Below are 18672 nucleotides of genomic sequence, written 5' to 3' on the forward strand. Positions count from 1 at the left end.
TGATCTTGTTAGTTCGCAGGTGCAGGTGCGGTATATTTCAGGAATGTCTTCGGAATAGGGCTTTCGAAGGTCATTAACTCTCCTGTAGTAGGATGAATAAAAGAAAGTACACGAGCATGCAGACCGAGACGGCCCACCGTTTTGGTCTCTGCACCATACTTCTTGTCTCCTGCGATTGGATGCCCGATATCTGCCATATGAACACGAATCTGATTTTTGCGTCCAGTTTCAAGCTTTACCTCAAGCAACGAGAAGTGGCGGTTCGCCTGAATGAGCTTATAATGTGTGATCGCATGTAGACCGTCGCCTTCATGAGGACTGGAGTACATTTTCAGCGTAGAGGTTTCTTTTAGCCAAGAACTCACTGTACCTTCAGGTCTTTTGACGGCGCCTTCGACTAGTGCTACGTAAGAACGTTCTTTAACTGTATCCTTCCACGTAGTTTGCAGGGCTTGCTGGATCCGTTCGCTTTTGGCAAACATCATCACTCCAGAAGTATCGCGATCCAAGCGGTGTACAACAAAGATACGGTTCTTAGGATTGCTGGTGCGGACATGCTCCATAAGCTGGCGGTAAGCTGTCAATTCATTTTCTTCCGCAGTGGCAATGGATAGCAGTCCAGCATCCTTCTGAATAATGATTAGATCATCATCCTCATGCACAATGGTAAGTCCGATCATTTCAGCTGTTTGTACAGGCTTCTCTTGATCTATCGTCACAGTTTGACCCGAGTGTAATTGGAAATTATGTTGTGTGACGACCTTACCGTTCACAGATACTTGTCCGCGCGAAAGGATGGATTTAATCGCATTTCGTCCACGACCTGTGATGTGAGTAAGTAAGAAAGGCAACAGCTCAGAAGGTTCATTTACAGTAAAAGACTTGGGTGCTGCAGGTGCTTTAGCTTTATGATTAAGCTTACCAGTTGGCTTGCTATGGGAACGAGTACCTCTTTTGGTTGTTTCTTTAGAATTTTTTCTTGAGTTCATGACTGCATTCTCCGTCCTTTAATATTGTACTCCTCAATATACCATGGGCGGTTAAGAAATACTATGTGAAGGGCAGCAAGAAACGCATTCGATTTATAGATAGAATAGCTGAGCTAGTCCAATAAGCAGGAATAAGCTGAGATATATCCAACCTATCACATTAGCGTATTTCTTTTCCCGGTGCATAGCATTGACCGCATATATTTTAGTATCCACAGTAAGCAACAGAACACCGGAGATCAGCAGCGCAACAATTACAAAGGTTAGCTGGTGATAGAACATAGTAGAGCCTCCTATAAATATCATTTAATTTTCTTTCAGACCTACTCTCTCGATGTGCGTCTTCACATTAATCTCTATACTGAGATTGGAATACTGCTGCTCCCAGTCATGTTTGTCACGAATATGGGCTTTCCAGTAGGAGGGAGCATATGCGCGAATATATTCCCCCATGCCAAAGACATCAGAATGCGCTTGCTGCGTATCTTGGATAAGATCATTAAAGATACGTAGTACTCTCTTATCAAAAATGTCTTCAATCTTTTCTAAAGAACGGCTGGAATCGATATGGATATCACTACGTAAATGCTCATCTAAAGCCGCCTTTAAAGAGATGTTATAAATGATATGAGGTTTGCCCTCTTTGAACTGAACTTTCACTCTCGTGAAACGGTCGTTGACCTTGAGCATCACCGGACCGAATTCTTCCGCATTGAAAAGATCAGAATATCCCCCGGGATTAATCCCCTTCATGGCCATATATGCACCAATTTCTATAGGAATTGTCGAACCCACCATTAACCCGCCGCTAAAATAAGCTAGGCCTTTAATCATGATATTGTCTTCCTGGTGTAATGACACGTAGGGCAGATAACCACTTTCCCCCCATTTGGAATCAGCTGACCAGAATACACCTAAATAATTTGCGGGGAATTTTCCTGACGTTACCGCTTTTTCCATGGTGGAGAGGATGTAAAGGGTCGGCACTCGCTGCAGCGGAGGATTAATATCCATAAATTTAGCGGCCTCCCCTTCGGATACTAGCAGCCAGGTCCGGCGACGGACTTCTGGATTACGCCGTAAATAATCATTTAAGTCATCCATGCTTTTTCTTGCAACATCCTCACTTATAATAATCACTCGTAAATGAATCAGATACCTTGGATCGGAGATTTGCTGCTGTAAATTGTTCATGGCATCATCTAATGTGTATCCATATACTTCTACGACCCATACCGGATTTTGATTTCCGCCTCCGCCTTCACCCCCACTGCCTGGCCCGAGTGGAACTCTTCCTGGTACCGCAATTTGGGCGGTCACACGGATTTGGGGAAGGTTAATATTTGCGCTTTTTAGATGAGTGGTTTGATCATCATTTATTTTGCTGTCTGAAGGGACGGAATCAATGGATAACCCTAGCACCAATGCACGATCTTCAATTTCAAGCTGATCCCAGCAACCTGCGAGCAAGCCAGACAGGAGTGAGAGAATAAATATAAGGACTACTCGCTTGTAATTTTTTTTATTCATGTGAAATGGCTCCTTTATGCCGGATTAGAGAGACTAACCATAATAAAAGAGGATAGACGGTCAAAAAAACCAAACCGATTATGCCTGTAGTGCTGGCAAATGTATTGACCTGAAAAATATCTCTCGGCAAAAGTGAAAAAATGAAGATAAGTGGAAATGCGAAGCTGGAGATCAGACGGTGATCCTTGTGTCGCAACACTTGTTGCAGAGAGTATGCGGCTAAGTAGTAGTTCGTAAAGATAGTAGTAAATATAGAAATCACCCAAATAATAATAAAAAGAGCATCAAACCGTTCTAATAATCCTGCACCGATGGATATGGAGCGAGCTGCTTCCAGGGTGGGATAGGAAAGCAATTTGGTTTCTTGAGCTCCAAACATGCCTAAAGTGACCCAAACGATCATTACATAAATGAACCCGATGATACCAAGCGCAAAAGTGCCTGCTTTAAGGGCTTGTTGAGGTTTTTTCATTAGAGGAACCAATAGGATGATGACAAATGTGCCCTGATAAAGGGCGGCCGACGCAATTGTTCCTTTGGAAAAGCTTGAAAAGGTGGTGTAGTTTCCGGTGAGGGGAAGTAAGTTTAGAACATCAACATTTTTCATAGCTACCAATACAATTGCGACAACAGATAAAAGAATAAAAGGTAAATAAAAAACATGTACATAAGTGAATTTCACAATATTTCTACGAATTGATAAGGCAACCAGTAGGAGCATTAAAAGAATTACTGCTTCTAAAGGTGTCTTTTTAAAAACAACCGCAATACATACTTCTCCGAATTGGCGCATGGTAATCCCGGCAGAGAAAGCAAAAAACAAAGAAATAAGAATGGAGAAAATATCCGCGAGCCCAGTTCCGAGAAGGCGGCGGCTGAATACGAACAACGTTTCGTTCGGGAATTTTCGGCAGACAGCCGCTGTAAACCAGCAACCCAAAAAAGCAACAGGTACACCAGAAGCCGTTACGAGCGGTGCACCACTGTCTCCGGCTTCAGCCATATAACGAGGAATACTTAAGATTCCTATTCCTATAATCGTACTGACGATTACAGCCATGACTTGGATTGTTGATATGGGGCGGTTACTATTCATCAGCTTCACTTTTCTCCTTAAAAATCAGATCGGTATGCATTTTGGGGATATCCTTGGCAAGAAGATCAGGATCAGGTGTATTGAGAAAGCTTGGACGACTTCGCATCCACCATAAAGGTGCCCGAACGATACTATCCTTAAGATCCTTCCATACTGTAGGAACAAAGGGTGTCATGTAAGGAACACCAAAAGATTCCAGGAATAATAAGTGGTTAACAATAACAATCGTGCCAAGCATTACTCCGTACAAGCCGAAGCAGCCTGCCAATATGATCAATGGGAATCTAAGCATTCTTGAAGAGATAGCGGCATTGTAAGCGGGTGTGGCAAATGACCCTATGGTCGTTATAGCGACAACAACTACGGTAGTTGGACTCGCCAGACCTGCTGCTACGGCAGCCTGGCCAATGACAAGCACACCTACAATAGACAGAGCCCCGCCAATCATTTGCGGTAAGCGAATGGTTGCTTCACGCAGCACCTCCATGAAGACTTCCATAATCAGAACTTCCAATACGGCCGGAAAGGGTACACCAGCTCTTGCACCTGTTATAGCTACGGCGAACTCTGTAGGCAGCAGCTCAGGATTGAAAGAGATGATGGACACATATAAAGCTGGAAAGAAGAGGGAGAATAATAAGGCAATCAGGCGGATCATTCGTAGGAGGCTTCCTACGATAAAACGTTCCGTGTAATCATCCGTCGTCTGAAAGAATTGATTGAAAAGTGCCGGGACGATGAGGCAGAAAGGTGAGCCGTCTACAAGGATGATGACTCGTCCTTCTAATAAAGAGGCTATAGATTTATCCGGGCGTTCGGTTGGCTGAACCTGCGGAAAAGGGGACAGGGGATGATCTTCTATGAATTGCTCGATATAACCCGAATCAAGGATGCCATCTACATTTATAGCTGACAATCTCTTCATCACTTTTTGAACTAGTCCTGGATTAGCTATTCCTTCGATATAACAGACAGCTACTTTTGAGCGCGTCCGCACGCCAAGAGGAGCAGTTACAACACGAAAATCCGGCGTTTGCAGTCGGTAGCGAAGCAAGGAGAGATTGGATTGTAAATTCTCTATAAACCCATCACGCGAACCGCGTATGACTTGCTCAGTTTGAGGTTGCTCAATGCTACGATGCTCAATTTTACGCAGATTGAAATACAGGGCCTGATCCATGCCATCTACAATTAGAACTACATTTCCCTCCAACAGGATGGAGGCTAGAGCGTTTAGATCCTTAGTTCGGTTCCCTTGTGTTACTTGTACTGTCATACTCCAGATGTAATCAGGTAGATCCTTTAGATCTTCTGGAATTTCTGAGGGGGCGGAGGAAACATTCATTAATGGTTTTAAAACATAGTTCTGAATTTGATTCTGATCCACCACAGAAGAAAAAAAGATAATAGACGCATCATGTCTACCGTACACTTTGAAGTTACGGACTATGAGGTCGCTGTCTTCTCCAAAAACTTGTCGAATGAAGCTTACATTGTTCTTCATGCTGGAATCCAGTGGCTTTACCGGACGATTGTCCTGGGCAGAGGACTCTTTGTGTGCAGGCTTATGTTTAAAGGAGGTATATTTTTGTTTCCAATTTTGCACGGTCGCTCCACCTTTCTATGAAATCACTCTTCTTAAAGCTTGGCTTAAAAGAAGGCCTTTTATGTAAATATTTCAAAGGAAGAACATGGTGACCATAGTTAAGGAGTGTTGCTCAATACACTTTTGACCGCTAAACTAAAGATAGAAACGCTTAAGGGGTTATGAGAGATATGATGATGCAAACACCTACTATGGAACAGGCGCAGGCTGAGCTGCAAAAATATTACGGTTATCCGGATTTTCGGGATGGTCAGAAGAAGATTGTTCAGAACTTGCTGGAAGGGCGCGACACGCTGGGGATTCTTCCTACGGGAGGTGGGAAATCGATTTGCTATCAAGTTCCCGCACTGCTGCTTCCTGGGCTGACACTGGTGATCTCACCATTGATTTCACTGATGAAGGATCAGGTCGATGCATTAACCACGGCGGGTATTCCGGCAGCCTTTATTAATAGCACGTTAAGCGGGAAAGAAGTAAATGAGCGGATTCGTGCTGCCCGTCGCGGCGATTTGAAGCTGCTTTATGTTGCGCCCGAAAGGCTAGAGCTGGACTGGTTCCGACTGGAAATGGCTGAGCTGGCAATTTCCTGTGTAGCTGTGGATGAGGCACACTGTGTATCTCAGTGGGGGCATGATTTCCGCACAAGCTATTTGTCGGTGTCGCCATTTGTGAATGAGCTGCCAGAACGGCCAATCTTGGCTGCATTTACAGCGACGGCAACACCAGAGGTTATGGAGGACATGGTTCGGCTGCTGCGTCTGCGCGAGCCGGGTATTTTCATGACTGGACTCGGAAGAGATAATCTAGCGATGTCTGTGTTACGTGGGGAGAATAAGCGGGAATTCGTTATGGATTACACAGCGACGCATTCTCATCAGCCGGGTATTGTATATGCGGCTACACGCAAAGAAGTGGATGATCTATATCAAAGGCTGCAGGCTTCAGGAATAGCGGCAGGCCGCTATCATGCAGGTATGAATGATCAGGAGCGGGCAGATAGCCAGGAAGGCTTCCTATATGACGATATCCGGGTCATGGTGGCCACAAATGCTTTTGGGATGGGGATTGATAAATCCAATGTCCGGTATGTCATTCATTATAATATGCCGAAGAATATGGAAGCTTATGTTCAGGAAGCGGGTCGTGCGGGTCGTGACGGTGAGCCTAGTGAGTGTATCCTGCTCTTTAGTGCGCAGGATATTATGACACAGAAGTTCCTGATCGAGCAGAATCCGCAGGATACGGACCGTAAAGCTAACGAATATCGCAAGCTTCAGCAAATGATTGATTATTGTTATACTACCCGCTGCTTGCGCAGTGCCCAGCTGGATTACTTCGGTGAGGCGCATGAAGACAAGTTATGCGGCATTTGCAGCTCATGTACAGATGAACGAGAGCTTATAGATATGACCGTAGATGCGCAAAAGATATTCTCTTGCATCCACCGTATGCGGGAACGTTATGGAGTAGCATTAGTGGCTTCTGTGCTGAAAGGCTCTCGTAATCAGAAAGTGATGCAATATGGTTTTGACAAACTGCCGACCCATGGGGCATTGTCGAGCCGGACAGAGAAGGAAATCTCGGAGAGCATTAATGTGCTGATCTCAGAGGGATATCTGGTCTTGTCGGAAGGACAGTATCCAGTAGTACGGCTACAGCCTTTAGCTGCTGAGGTACTGCGTGGACAACGTGAGGTTACGCAGCGGGTGGCACGACCATCACGAGTAGGCGCGGCATCCGGCACGCGAGTTCGTAGTCGTGGGCATGACCTGTCACCTTCGGCGGTCAATGAGACCGTCTTTGAGCAGCTTCGTCTGATCCGGAGAGAGTTGGCGGGACGTGAGCATGTGCCCTCATATATCATTTTTAATGATGCTACGTTGCGTGAGATGAGTGTGGTTTGCCCGCAGACCGAAGCGGAAATGCTGAGAGTGAAGGGCGTAGGGGAAGTGAAATACCGGAAGTACGGTAAAGCATTCCTAGAGTTTTTTCAAAATGAAATGTAGAGAAGGTCGTGTAGCATGAAAATCATCCTAACCACATTAAACGCCAAATATATCCATACCTCACTGGCAATTCGTTTGCTTAAAGCCTACAGTGAGCATGAATTTAATGATATTCATTTAGTGGAGTACACCATCAAAGATCCCGTGATGAATATCGTGTCCGACTTGTTTCAGAAACGGCCAGATGTGATTGGCTTCTCTTGTTATATCTGGAATATCGAGGAGACGCTCAAGCTGATCGGAATTCTTAAGCAAGTGATGCCCGAGGTTACGATTGTTCTCGGAGGTCCGGAAGTTTCTTATGAGCCGCTGCATTGGATGAAGAGAGAAGCTGGCATTGATTTTATCGTCAACGGAGATGGAGAAGAGACCTTCCATCATCTGCTGCAGGAGCTGAGAGACGACCGTAAATTTCATTTTGTGTACGGAGCTGCTTATCGTAAGGGTGAGGAGATCATTGTAAATCCACCACGTCCCAAAAGCGATCTAAATACGCTGCCTACACCGCATCGTTTTCCAGAGGATATTCCAGATTTGAGCAAACGTATTGTTTATTTTGAGACAAGTCGTGGGTGCCCGTTTAACTGTCAATTTTGTTTATCCAGTATTGAGGTTGGCGTACGTTACTATGATATTGAACGAGTGAAGTCTGATTTACTCTATTTAATTGAAAATGGTGCCAAAATCATTAAATTTTTGGACCGCACCTTCAATATCAACCGCAACTATGCGATGGAAATGTTTCAATTCCTGATCGATAATCATCAAGGCTGTGTGTTCCAGTTTGAAATTACAGCAGATATCATGCGGCCAGAAGTTCTGGATTTCCTGTCGAACAATGCGCCACCGGGCATCTTTAGGTTCGAGATTGGTGTACAGTCTACGAACGATGAGACGAACGAGCTCGTTAAACGTCGCCAGAATTTCAAGAAGCTGTCTCGTACGGTAATGAAGATCAAGGAAAGTCGCAATATCGATCAGCATCTAGATTTGATCGCGGGGCTTCCTATGGAGGATTACACCACCTTCCGCAAAACGTTTAATGATGTATTCGTTATGGAGCCAGAAGAGCTGCAGCTTGGTTTCCTTAAAATGCTTCGCGGGACGGGTCTGCGTGCACAGGCGGCAAAATATGAGTATACGTATATGGAACATGCCCCTTACGAAATCCTTAGCAGTCATATGATGACCTTCTCGGATATTATCCGCTTGAAGCGGCTTGAGGATGTGCTGGAGAAATACTGGAACAGCCACCGGATGGACCATACGGCCAAATATTTGATCCGTCATGTGTTTGATTCGCCATTCGATTTCTTCCAGGAGTTCGGTGACTATTGGGAGGAGAGAGGCTGGCAAAAGATTGGGCATCAGCTGGAAGATCTCTTTATCCGTTTGCAGTCCTTCTTGATAGATCGTGGGACTCCATCTATGGATATTATTACGGGGCTAATGAAGCTTGATTATTTCCTAGGACACAAGTATAAGCCTCGCAAAATCTGGTGGGATTTCGTGCTGGATAAGTCGGATTGGTCGAGTTACTTGAGGGATATCGCTGCTAATCCGGGTCAAATCTCTGCACAGTTGGCAGAAGCCGGACTCAGTGAAAGAGAGCTGCAAAAATATACGGTGCTTGAAGTGCTACCGTTCTCGCTTGAAGCTGTACTGGAATCCATCAGCGGTCTACGGGCGGATGGGGGTTCAGAGGAAGAGGAAGAGGACAATGCTGTCGATGGGGCTGTACCTTCTCCTGAGTCATTAATAATGGGAGTTACAGAGCGTAGTTTAGAAGAGTCTGTCCAAACCACAAGCTCTGCTGTAGCCGTAGCTGAACCAACTTCCGTTCCCGAAGGTCGCACGCTGCTAATTGTAATGTATCAGCAGAACGAGAGCCAACGCGCTCAGTATTATACGTTACCTTTGTAATAGTTCCATATAGATCGCTCCTTTGGGGCGGTCTATTTTTGTTTTATATGCAAGGTTTACCTGCTAAATTTAGTGTTATTGGGCCCGTATGACCTTACATGTGTGATTTCTCCACAATTGTGAGTCCGAAAATGATGGTGGGGGAGTAATGGTTGCCTAAAAGCATCCATGTATCCGAAAAAGAGGGGAGGGGCTAGGATTAACGAGTGTGGTAAATTGCTCACAACCCAAAACGAAGAGCAGCGATCCCCAATAACGGGAGGATGGCTGCTCCGAAAAACCTCGTTTTTCTCTTAACTTGTAGTCGTAACCTCAGAAGGGAGATGCTGTTCTAGCCAGTTAAGCACATCGGCCGTAACCTGATCCCGGTTCACCTCATTAAGCATTTCATGCCTGCCACCTGGATAGAGCCGATACTCTACGTCCGATATCCCTCGCTTCTTGTACAGCTCCGCAAGACGAGGAATGCCTTGTCCGCTCATCCCTACAGGATCCTTATCCCCACCAAAGATATAAATGGGCTTACTTGTACATAATGTCCTAAGTGATTCCTCGGTATGGATCTCCCTTAGGAGGTGGAAAAACCCACGGAAAAAGCGTGTTGTACAAATAGCGCCACAGAATGGATCGGAAATGTACTTATCTACTTCCGCATCATCGCTGCTCAGCCAGTCATATGCTGTTCTTACGGGAGAAAAAGCACGGTTGTAACTGCCGAATACTAAGCTGTTTAGTAGTACACTGCGGTGATGTTCACCCTTTAACTTGAGCTGTGCACTAGCCAGAGATTCTCCAAGGCGCAGCATACCGCGAGGACCATTTGTACCGCTTAGGATAAATCCTGCATAGATTTCGTTACCCTCTTCACACATCAGCTTTTGAGCCAGAAAGGAACCCATACTATGAGCGAATAGAAAGATAGGCTTACCTTCATGTTTGGAGAGTGCTTTGGCTGCTACCTGGAGCAGATTGCGCCGCATCCAATAGAATCCGTCCTCCCCAACATCGCCAAGCAGATCGACTTGACCAGCGGTTTTACCATGTCCCCGGTGGTCATTAACATATACTGCATAACCTACTCCTGTTAAGGCTTCCGCAAAACGAGCATAACGGACAGCTGTTTCACACATACCGTGAGAAATTTGCACGATTCCTCTAACTGGCACATCGGATTCAGGTAACCATTCATAGACATGGATATTTACACCTATGGGATCCGTTAGGGTAAAACTATTTTCCTTCATGGTCCATTCCTCCTAAAGGTTCTCGACTTATGGTAAATAAGAGCGAAGCACAGTAGAATGACCTTCGATAGCGTAACGGCCGAGACTGGAAGGAATCAGATAGCATTCTCCTGCAGCATAAGGCTGGGAGCCGCCATCCCAAGTAAGATGTCCGCTGCCTTCACAGATGACTAGAATAGTGAAGCTGTCTTCTGTAGTGGTGAGGCCCCATGAACCATTTACGATTCCTTTTTCTACGATGAAATATGGCGAAGCGGCAAGTTGCAGCCACTCACCAGGTACTGCGTTATCTGTCTTCATTGAAGTAGCCCCAGCGCCTTCATAAGCTGTAACATTAAGTGAATCCTCAATATGAAGCTCACGTGGCTTTCCGTCCAGGCCTGGACGGTCATAGTCATAAATTCGGTATGTAGTGTCGGAATTTTGCTGGATCTCTGCTACAACGACACCAGCGCATAACGCATGAACGGTTCCGGCTGGAATATAGAAGGAGTCTCCTGCAGAGACAGATACTTCTTGAAGGCTATCCATAACAGTGCCTTTTTCCAGTGCTTCGCGCAATGTTTCACGATCCACGCCTTCTTTAAGACCATAGATGATTTTGGCACCTGGCTTAGCGTCTAACACGTACCACATCTCTGTTTTGCCCAGTTCACCTTGTGGCAATCCCTCATAATCATCTGTAGGGTGGACTTGAACGGAAAGATTGTCGTTGCAGTCCAGCAATTTGATTAGTAGAGGAAATCTTCCACCCGTTTCAGAAATCCCTTTGCTTCCGAACCATTCATGGCCGAACTGCTCACGAATTTGATCTAACCCTTGGCCGGCTAACTCTCCGTTTACTACTGAAGACGTTCCATTCGCGTGATCGGCGATCATCCAGCCTTCGCCAATATGTCCTTCTGGCAGATCTAGGCCGAATTTCTCCAGCGCGCGGCCTCCCCAGACACGTTCTTTAAACTCCGGTTGAAATTTCAAAGGATATGGTTGAGTCATTACTACATCTTCCTTCCCAAATATAAAATTGTTTGATGCTTACAGTTTAAGAGGGGATTCCTTTTTTCTTTTCAAGCGCAATCAAATAAGGTGAATCCGTGCGCTGAAGCTGACGATAAACAATGCTTTGTGCTACCTTTTGGGAAACAGCTGCTGCCCAAGATTCAACGGCATCGGCTTCTTTATCTCCGCCAGCATGGCCGGGATAAAGAACCGCCGTGATGATCCCGCCTGGACGCAGTAACTGGAGAGAAGCTTCCAAGGCTGCAATGGAGCTGCCCGGCTCAGTAATGATGTTCTTGTCGGCATCTCCTGAAGGCAAGTATCCTAGGTTGAACATTACAGCTCCAACGGTGCCATGCCAGTTCGCTGGAACAGCTTCAGCCATTTCTGCGTGACTACGTTCCAGCAAAGTGACGGTGGCGAGCGAGGGAGCTTCCTCTCTTGCAAGCCGCAGGCGCTCTTTAGCCAGCTTCAGCGCTGCAGCTTGAATGTCAAAGCCGTAGACTTCACCGCGAACTCCGACCATTTTGGCTAGAAAAAGCGTATCAGCACCAGTACCTACAGTGGCATCAATTGCACGCTCACCTATAGTTAGCCGCTCAGAGATTAATTTATGAGCAAAGCTTAGAACGGACATGAAGCCCATTAGCTTTTCCTCCAATACTTACCCTGCCAAGTATCGCGAGCAACAAGCTCAGCGTCAATGGCATTTAGCACTTCCCACTTTTTGAGACTCCACAACGGACCGACTAAGAGATCCCGAGGAGCGTCACCAGTCAAGCGATGTACAATCATCTCAGGGGGCAGAATTTCGAGTGAATCAACAATCAGCTTCACATACTCGTCCTGTTCCATGAACCGCAGCAGTCCGGCTTCGTACTGCTTCACCATGGGTGTTTTACGCATGAGATGTAGCAGGTGAATCTTAATTCCTTGGACATCCATACGAGCGACAGCAGATACCGTTTCCAGCATCATTTCATGCGTCTCCTGTGGGAGGCCGTGAATGATATGGGTACAGATACGAATGCCGTGACGCCGCAGCTTATCAACAGCCTCTAAATAACACTGGGTATCATGGGCCCGATTAATAAGCTCAGAAGTGGAGTCGTGTATAGTCTGAAGCCCCATTTCTACCCACAGATAGGTGCGCTCGTTTAGCTCTGCTAAATATTCGACAACATCATCTGGCAAACAGTCAGGCCGTGTAGCAATAGAAAGTCCAACGACACCGGGCTGCTGCAAAATCTCTTCGAAATATTCTCTAAGCTCTTCGACCGGAGCGTACGTATTCGTATAGGCCTGAAAATATCCGATGTATTTAGCGTTTGGCCATTTTAGATGCTGCTTATCACGGATATTATTAAATTGGGTGACGAGATTATCTCGGCGACTTCCTGCAAAATCACCAGAACCTCTGGCACTGCAAAATGTACAACCACCTTTAGCGATGGAGCCGTCACGGTTGGGACAGGTAAAGCCAGCATCAAGCATAACTTTGAATACCTTGGTGTTCAAATGTTCACGCATTTCGTAATTCCAGGTATGAAAACGTTTATCTCCCCAAAGCTGCGGAGGAGTAGTGTATTGAAGATTAGACACGAGGAGCTCCTTTCTGAAAATATAAACATGGATAAGTATCCTTATCCTTATATTTTTCTGAGACGGATGGCATCCTTTATAAAAGAACACGCAGCCGTTTCTTATAACCCAATACATTGTATCAAAAAACAGAGCTCGGCGTAACATTCACTCACGGTACTGGCATGAAAATAGGCCGAAAGTAAGGCGATTTCAACTTGAAAATGCTTACATAGTATGTTATATTCAGAGTGTGAAAAGCTGCTGTGGCATAAAGAAATTCAGCCAGGAGTTCATAATTTCGTGTCGTCCGATCCATAATAATAACCGTGAGGTGATAGCAATGAATTCTCAAACGGTATATGCTGAGGGTAAAGATTCGATTGAAGTCCACTTAACGCCAGATGAAGCCCTTGCACTAACAGGCGTGGAATTTAACGGCAACCCTAAGATCAAGACAGATGCACAGCGTAAAATTCGCAGCGCATTCGAAAAAAAGACATTTGCCAAATAGCTCAAACACAAAGTAGATCCTAATCTACCGGATAAGAATGAGCCTTAATACCAAATATACACAACGAAGGAATTCCCCTGGATAGCTCATTTAAGAGCTGAACCAGAGAATTCCTTTTTCTTTTTTACCCCAATCCCTTTACTTTTCGGGACAATTTCGGCACAATATTGCAAGTGACAGTTATCGTATAAGAGATAATCGGAGGAATACCTATGCGTTTACGCGGAAGAAAAGGAATACGTGAAAGTTTGGAAGAACAGACCGATCTAGTCATTCTAGACCCTCGGAGTTATAAAGGTGAGTGGTCCAAGCTGTTTGGAAATGATCATCCGATCCATGTGGAGTTCGGAATGGGCAAGGGACAGTTTATCAGTCAAATGAGCTTTAAATATCCCGATATTAATTTTATCGGCGTTGATATGTATGATGAGCTGATCCGCCGTGCTGGAGATAAGGCTAGAGCAGTATGGGAGCCGGCAGGTCATGAGACGCCGCCTAACCTGAAATTGGCACTCGCCAATATTGATTATGCAGAGGAAGTATTTACTCCAGGAGAACTGGAACGAATTTATCTTAACTTTAGTGATCCGTGGCCGAAGAGTAAGCATGCTCGTCGTCGTTTGACACACCCGCGTTTTCTTGACAAATATCGGGGGCTGCTAAGCGACTTAGGTGAAATTCATTTGAAAACAGATTCCCGAAGCCTATTTGAATTCTCATTAAATGCATTTGCGGACTTTGGTTTACAGATGAAAAATATCTCGTTAGACCTACATGCGGACGGGATCATAAATGAGGATCATATTATGACAGAATACGAGACGAAATTTGTCGGACGCGGCGTGAATATCCATCGTTGTGAGGCCATTGTAGGTGCGGAAGCGCTCAAGCAGTATCAAGCTACCCGTTTGGACAAATACCGGTTGTAGTTACAAAGCACTGCTCCTAAAGACATGCTTCAATAATAAAGCAGCAGCCTCCAAGTGGTTTGGAGGCTGCTGCTTTATTTTGTTAACTATTCCAATAATTCGATAATGCTCTGAGCACATTGCAATGGGTGGTAACGGGCGATTTCCTCGAGATGAAGTTTTCGCTTATTCTGCACATCCTCGTAGTTGTTTAAGAGACGCTCCATCCACATTACGACTACGTCTAAAGACTCAATCGGCTCTCCGAAACCTGCTGCGGTAAAATAACGGCAATTTTCCTCCTCCTGCCCGGGCAGAGGGTTATAGAAAAGCATCGGTATTCCTTTAGCGAGCCCTTCACTGCAGGTCATCCCACCCGGTTTTGTGACGAGCAGATCGGACACCTCCATCAGCTTGTCAATCTCACGCGTAAAACCGATCAAGGAAATATTAGGATGATTATAACGTGAGTCCTCTTTCATTTCCTGAAGAAGCTCTTCATTCTTGCCGAGACAGAAAACAATCTGAATCTTCTCACGCCATTCCGCCAGACAGGCATTTACAACCTGATCGTTCATGATCCCCCAGCCGCCGCCCATGACTAGTACTGTTGGCATAACCTTGAGATTGAATTGCTGTCGAATCTCCTGCTTTCCAGGGTGCTGCCAAAAGTTAGGATGTACGGGTATCCCTGTAACCTGAATTTTCGCAGCAGGAATGTTTCGCATACGCAATTTGGATTTAACCTCTGGTGTTGATACCAGATATCGGTCTACCTCTGGACTGATCCAGCTGGCATGTGCGTCATAATCCGTTATAACAGTTACGAGTGGCACCTTTAGGGTGGGATCCACTCGCTTAAGACGAGATACTACAGCACCCGGAATGAAGTGTGTGCAGACAATAACGTCAGGTTTCAACTGCATGACAACATTTTTGGTATGCGTATAAAATATACGATGCAGGGCAAGCGTGGTAAGACGATTAAATGATTTTTGGTGACGATAGACATACCCCATCAGCTTTGGCTGAGTCGTTACCGTCTTACGGTAAGCGGACAGAATAATGGGGGCCATTTTGGGATTTAGGAAGTTCCCAAGTTCTAGCACCTTCGTTTGTAAATTAGGTGACAGTTGGCGCAAACTGCTCGACAGCGCATAAGCTGCTTGAGTATGTCCTGCTCCAAAGCCTTCTGAAAGTATTAAAATTCTTTTTTTTTGCAATTTTGATTCACCTATTCTCAAAGGTTTTCCCGGTTTAACCATATATTCTTCAGATCCATAAGGCTATGGTGCCCGCTGCAACACTGGTTCCGATCACTAAGCCTGCAAAGACATCGGATGGATAATGTAATCCCAGATAAATGCGTGAAAACCCGACAATACAGGCCAGTGGCAGCAGAATAACGGTCAAGGCAGGAAATGCTACCATATATGGGACCGTTGAAGCAAAGATAGCTGTAGTATGACCAGAAGGAAAAGAATGATCCTTTAATGGATTACGAAATGTGTTCGTATCCGGTAACGCCAGATAAGGCCGCATGCGTGGATACAGTTTCTTGGCGACAGCAACGGGCAAATGGCTAACAGCTAGAGCCGTCATTGCTTGCAGGCTAGCGGTTCTCCATGGCTGAGGAGCAAGTACCCATATCAATATGTTGATAACAATTGTGCTTGTAGCTCCACCCAAATGAGTGAGATAGAAGAGCCAAAAGTTCAGAAAACGATTATGCATTCGTCCGTTGATCCACTTAAAAAGGTGCCGCTCCCAGAGATGTAGCTTCATGAATAAATGTCTCATATCTTGTCCCTCCGCCAGTCGGCTACCAATAACAGGTGCTTATGAGCAGTCCGTTCTTTTGCATTAGATCTGTCTTAATCATACTTTTTAAAGGTAGTCCATTTCAAGGAAAAGCTCAGTTTTGCTAGAAATTTGCTAGTTTTGACTTAGAGCCGCTAACGCCGTACAATGATTCAAGCGGACTAAACATGTTTAAAAGGGTAAGAGATAAATAAGGATCCGAAATAATGGAATCCATACAATTCTTTTAAACAACACATATAAAAATTGTGAAGTCTGCCTAGAATAAGAATACTCTTGGTCTATTGTTAAGGGATGCAACAAAAGGGTCAGAAGGAACGTCAAGCAAACTAGAGAGAAAAAAAAGAACACCGAGAGTGAAAAAAGGGGGCATCAAAAGGTCATGACAGACGCACTGTTTGTTACGCTCCAAGTGATTTTGGCAGCAATCGCAGTATATCAGTTTACCTTTTCGTTATTTGGTCTGCACAAGAAAAAGACAAAGACAAAGTATAAGCCAGAAAAAACATTTGCAGTACTTGTTGCTGCACATAACGAGGAAGAAGTCGTCGGCGCGTTAATGGAGAACCTGAAGCAGCTTAACTATCCTTCAGAACTGTTTGACGTATTTGTAATTTGTGACAATTGTACAGATGGTACAGCTCGTATTGTTCGAGAGCACGGAATGAATGCTTGTGTCCGTACGAACCCGAATCTACGTGGTAAAGGTTATGCCATTGAATGGATGCTCAAGGAGCTTTGGAGCATGCCGCGTCAATATGACGCAGTTGTAATGTTTGATGCCGATAACCTGGCACATACTGAATTCCTAATGGAGATGAATAATGATCTTTGTTCAGGAGCGCGTGTTATTCAAGGTTATATTGATACCAAGAATCCAGAAGATTCCTGGATTACTGCAGCGTATGGTGTCTCGTATTGGTATATTAACCGTTTGTGGCAACTTTCACGCCATAATTTGAATATGGCGAACTTCCTTGGCGGAACAGGAATGTGTTTCGAGACCAATCTCCTTAAAGAGATGGGCTGGGGAGCTACAAGCCTGGTTGAGGATCTGGAGTTTACGATGCGCAGTGCATCACACGGTGTATATCCTAAGTTCAACTATGACGCAAAGGTATTTGATGAGAAGCCTCTAACTTTCAAGGCCTCTTCAAGACAGCGTCTGCGCTGGATGCAAGGACACTTCACTGTAGCTCGTCGTTATTTTTTCCCATTACTTTGGCAAAGTATTAAAGAACGTAGCTTAACGAAGTTTGACCTTGCTCTTTACGGAGCAAATGTGTACATTGTTTTGCTCACTTTCTTGATGACGGCGGTAATGTGGGTAGATATGGCTCTCTTTAACGGCCCGAATATCGCTAATATTTACGGAAGCTTGCCAGTTTGGCTCGGTTTCCTTGCGATCGGTTTGAATCTGGTGACCTTTGGGATCGCGATGGCTTTGGAGAAGGTTAAATTTAAGAAGGTGTACGCTTATCTGGTGTTCTTCCCAATTTACCTCATCTCTTGGTATCCTATTACGTTCTATGCGTTCTTCACGCAGAACAACAAGCAGTGGAGCCATACCAAGCATACGCGTGTCGTAAGACTTGAAGAAGTGCAAAGCAAGCAGGTTTAAGACATTTCAGAATGTTGAATAAAAGAATTGACACTCCGTTTGGAGTGGTGTATAGTATTCAAGTACGCAAATCATAGGGATTGCAAGAAGAAGCACCTGCTTCTCACCTGACTGGCATATTCGCCGGCTGGTTTTGATCTCAATGCTTTATGAATGTTAATGTTCATGAACGTTGATCAAACACGGGGTGTCGGGTGTTACCGGCACCCCTTTTTTATGGAGTATGGCAGTAAAGTTGTTAAAAAGATCCGGAGGTGGAGAGTTATCAGTAAGGAACATATGATCAATGATGAAATTCGGGCCAAAGAGGTACGGTTGGTTGGTGCGGAAGGCGAACAAATCGGAATTAAACCGATCCGCGAAGCGTTGCAAATGGCGATCGATCTTAATCTAGATTTAGTCAATGTAGCACCGCAGGCTAAGCCGCCGGTATGCCGCATCATGGATTACGGCAAGTTCCGTTATGAAACGCAGAAGAAAGAGAAGGAAGCGCGTAAAAACCAGAAGATCGTTGATATCAAGGAAGTCTGGTTCCGTGCTAACATTGAGGAACATGATTATCAAACCAAGTTCCGCAATGTGATCAAGTTCTTGGGTGAAGGCGATAAAGTGAAGTGCTCCGTACGTTTCCGCGGACGTGAGATTACTCATGCGAATATCGGCCAGAAAATCCTCGAGCGTGTTAAAAACGAAGTGGCTGATATTTCTGTTGTTGAGCGCCAGCCTAAGCTGGAAGGCCGCAGCATGATTATGATTTTGGCTCCTAAAGCCCAATAAATATGGAGTCACTTGCTTATCTGCAATTTGGCGCCGCATAATATTCAAGGAGGAAAC

General features: G+C 45.1%; 17 protein-coding genes. 6 read left to right on the forward strand and 11 right to left on the reverse strand.

The window, feature by feature from the left end; all coding sequences use genetic code 11:
- Positions 1-8: 8 nt before the first annotated feature.
- From CA598_RS12990 to CA598_RS13010, 5 genes are all read right to left on the reverse strand, one after another.
- Entirely contained in the window at positions 9-989 is a 981-nt protein-coding gene (locus tag CA598_RS12990) for an RluA family pseudouridine synthase (protein WP_094876775.1), read from the reverse strand.
- Positions 990-1082: 93 nt separating this feature from the next.
- A complete protein-coding gene (locus tag CA598_RS12995; protein WP_094876776.1) occupies positions 1083-1271 on the reverse strand; it encodes a CLC_0170 family protein in 189 nt (62 codons plus the stop codon).
- A gap of 24 nt (positions 1272-1295) precedes the next feature.
- A complete protein-coding gene (locus CA598_RS13000; protein ID WP_094876777.1) occupies positions 1296-2519 on the reverse strand; it encodes a Ger(x)C family spore germination protein in 1224 nt (407 codons plus the stop codon).
- Positions 2512-3615 (reverse strand): GerAB/ArcD/ProY family transporter, encoded by a 1104-nt coding sequence (locus CA598_RS13005; RefSeq protein ID WP_094876778.1) that lies wholly within the window; start codon positions 3613-3615, stop codon positions 2512-2514. The genes CA598_RS13000 and CA598_RS13005 overlap by 8 nt, the downstream gene beginning before the upstream one ends.
- Positions 3608-5221, reverse strand: a complete 1614-nt coding sequence (locus tag CA598_RS13010) for a spore germination protein (protein ID WP_256990489.1) — start codon at positions 5219-5221, stop codon at positions 3608-3610. The genes CA598_RS13005 and CA598_RS13010 overlap by 8 nt, the downstream gene beginning before the upstream one ends.
- 170 nt (positions 5222-5391) lie before the next feature.
- On the opposite strand from CA598_RS13010, the gene recQ reads away from it, so the two are divergent.
- Positions 5392-7227, forward strand: coding sequence for a DNA helicase RecQ (recQ, locus tag CA598_RS13015; RefSeq protein WP_094869927.1), 1836 nt, complete (start codon positions 5392-5394; stop codon positions 7225-7227).
- Positions 7228-7242: 15 nt separating this feature from the next.
- Positions 7243-9150, forward strand: coding sequence for a B12-binding domain-containing radical SAM protein (locus CA598_RS13020; protein ID WP_094876779.1), 1908 nt, complete (start codon positions 7243-7245; stop codon positions 9148-9150).
- A gap of 293 nt (positions 9151-9443) precedes the next feature.
- Here the strand turns inward: CA598_RS13020 and CA598_RS13025 are convergent, their stop codons facing one another.
- The 4 genes from CA598_RS13025 to mnmL are packed head-to-tail and all read right to left on the reverse strand — an operon-like array spanning position 9444 to position 12995.
- Positions 9444-10394, reverse strand: coding sequence for an alpha/beta fold hydrolase (locus tag CA598_RS13025; RefSeq protein WP_094869929.1), 951 nt, complete (start codon positions 10392-10394; stop codon positions 9444-9446).
- 27 nt (positions 10395-10421) lie between these two features.
- Positions 10422-11390: a type I phosphomannose isomerase catalytic subunit gene (locus CA598_RS13030; RefSeq protein WP_094869930.1), complete on the reverse strand. Its 969-nt coding sequence runs from the start codon at positions 11388-11390 to the stop codon at positions 10422-10424.
- A 46-nt stretch (positions 11391-11436) separates the two neighbouring features.
- On the reverse strand, positions 11437-12039 hold the full coding sequence (gene mnmM / locus CA598_RS13035; RefSeq protein ID WP_094876780.1) for a tRNA 5-(aminomethyl)-2-thiouridylate-methyltransferase MnmM: 603 nt from the start codon (positions 12037-12039) through the stop codon (positions 11437-11439).
- Positions 12039-12995 (reverse strand): tRNA modification radical SAM protein MnmL/YtqA, encoded by a 957-nt coding sequence (gene mnmL / locus CA598_RS13040; protein WP_256990491.1) that lies wholly within the window; start codon positions 12993-12995, stop codon positions 12039-12041. Before mnmL ends, mnmM begins: the two co-directional genes overlap by 1 nt.
- 322 nt (positions 12996-13317) lie before the next feature.
- Between mnmL and CA598_RS32280 the strand changes: the two genes are divergently transcribed.
- Both CA598_RS32280 and trmB read left to right on the forward strand, forming a co-directional pair.
- Positions 13318-13488, forward strand: coding sequence for a hypothetical protein (locus CA598_RS32280; RefSeq protein WP_179281578.1), 171 nt, complete (start codon positions 13318-13320; stop codon positions 13486-13488).
- Positions 13489-13700: 212 nt separating this feature from the next.
- Positions 13701-14417, forward strand: coding sequence for a tRNA (guanosine(46)-N7)-methyltransferase TrmB (trmB, locus tag CA598_RS13045; RefSeq protein ID WP_094869933.1), 717 nt, complete (start codon positions 13701-13703; stop codon positions 14415-14417).
- Between the two features lie 86 nt (positions 14418-14503).
- Here trmB and CA598_RS13050 read toward each other — a convergent pair whose 3' ends face one another.
- Positions 14504-15619 carry an MGDG synthase family glycosyltransferase gene (locus CA598_RS13050; protein WP_094876781.1) on the reverse strand — a complete coding sequence of 372 codons (1116 nt, stop codon included), beginning with the start codon at positions 15617-15619 and terminating at the stop codon, positions 14504-14506.
- Between the two features lie 49 nt (positions 15620-15668).
- Complete coding sequence (locus tag CA598_RS13055) at positions 15669-16196, reverse strand: phosphatase PAP2 family protein (protein WP_094869935.1); 528 nt, start codon at positions 16194-16196, stop codon at positions 15669-15671.
- A gap of 403 nt (positions 16197-16599) precedes the next feature.
- On the opposite strand from CA598_RS13055, the gene CA598_RS13060 reads away from it, so the two are divergent.
- Together CA598_RS13060 and infC are read left to right on the forward strand one after the other, a co-directional pair.
- Positions 16600-17838, forward strand: a complete 1239-nt coding sequence (locus CA598_RS13060; RefSeq protein WP_094869936.1) for a glycosyltransferase family 2 protein — start codon at positions 16600-16602, stop codon at positions 17836-17838.
- A 279-nt stretch (positions 17839-18117) separates the two neighbouring features.
- Positions 18118-18615: a translation initiation factor IF-3 gene (infC, locus tag CA598_RS13065; RefSeq protein ID WP_042125071.1), complete on the forward strand. Its 498-nt coding sequence runs from the start codon at positions 18118-18120 to the stop codon at positions 18613-18615.
- The last annotated feature ends 57 nt before the right edge of the window (positions 18616-18672 follow it).

The sequence above is a fragment of the Paenibacillus sp. VTT E-133291 genome (assembly GCF_002264395.1).
Classification (GTDB): domain Bacteria; phylum Bacillota; class Bacilli; order Paenibacillales; family Paenibacillaceae; genus Paenibacillus_AQ; species Paenibacillus_AQ nitricinens.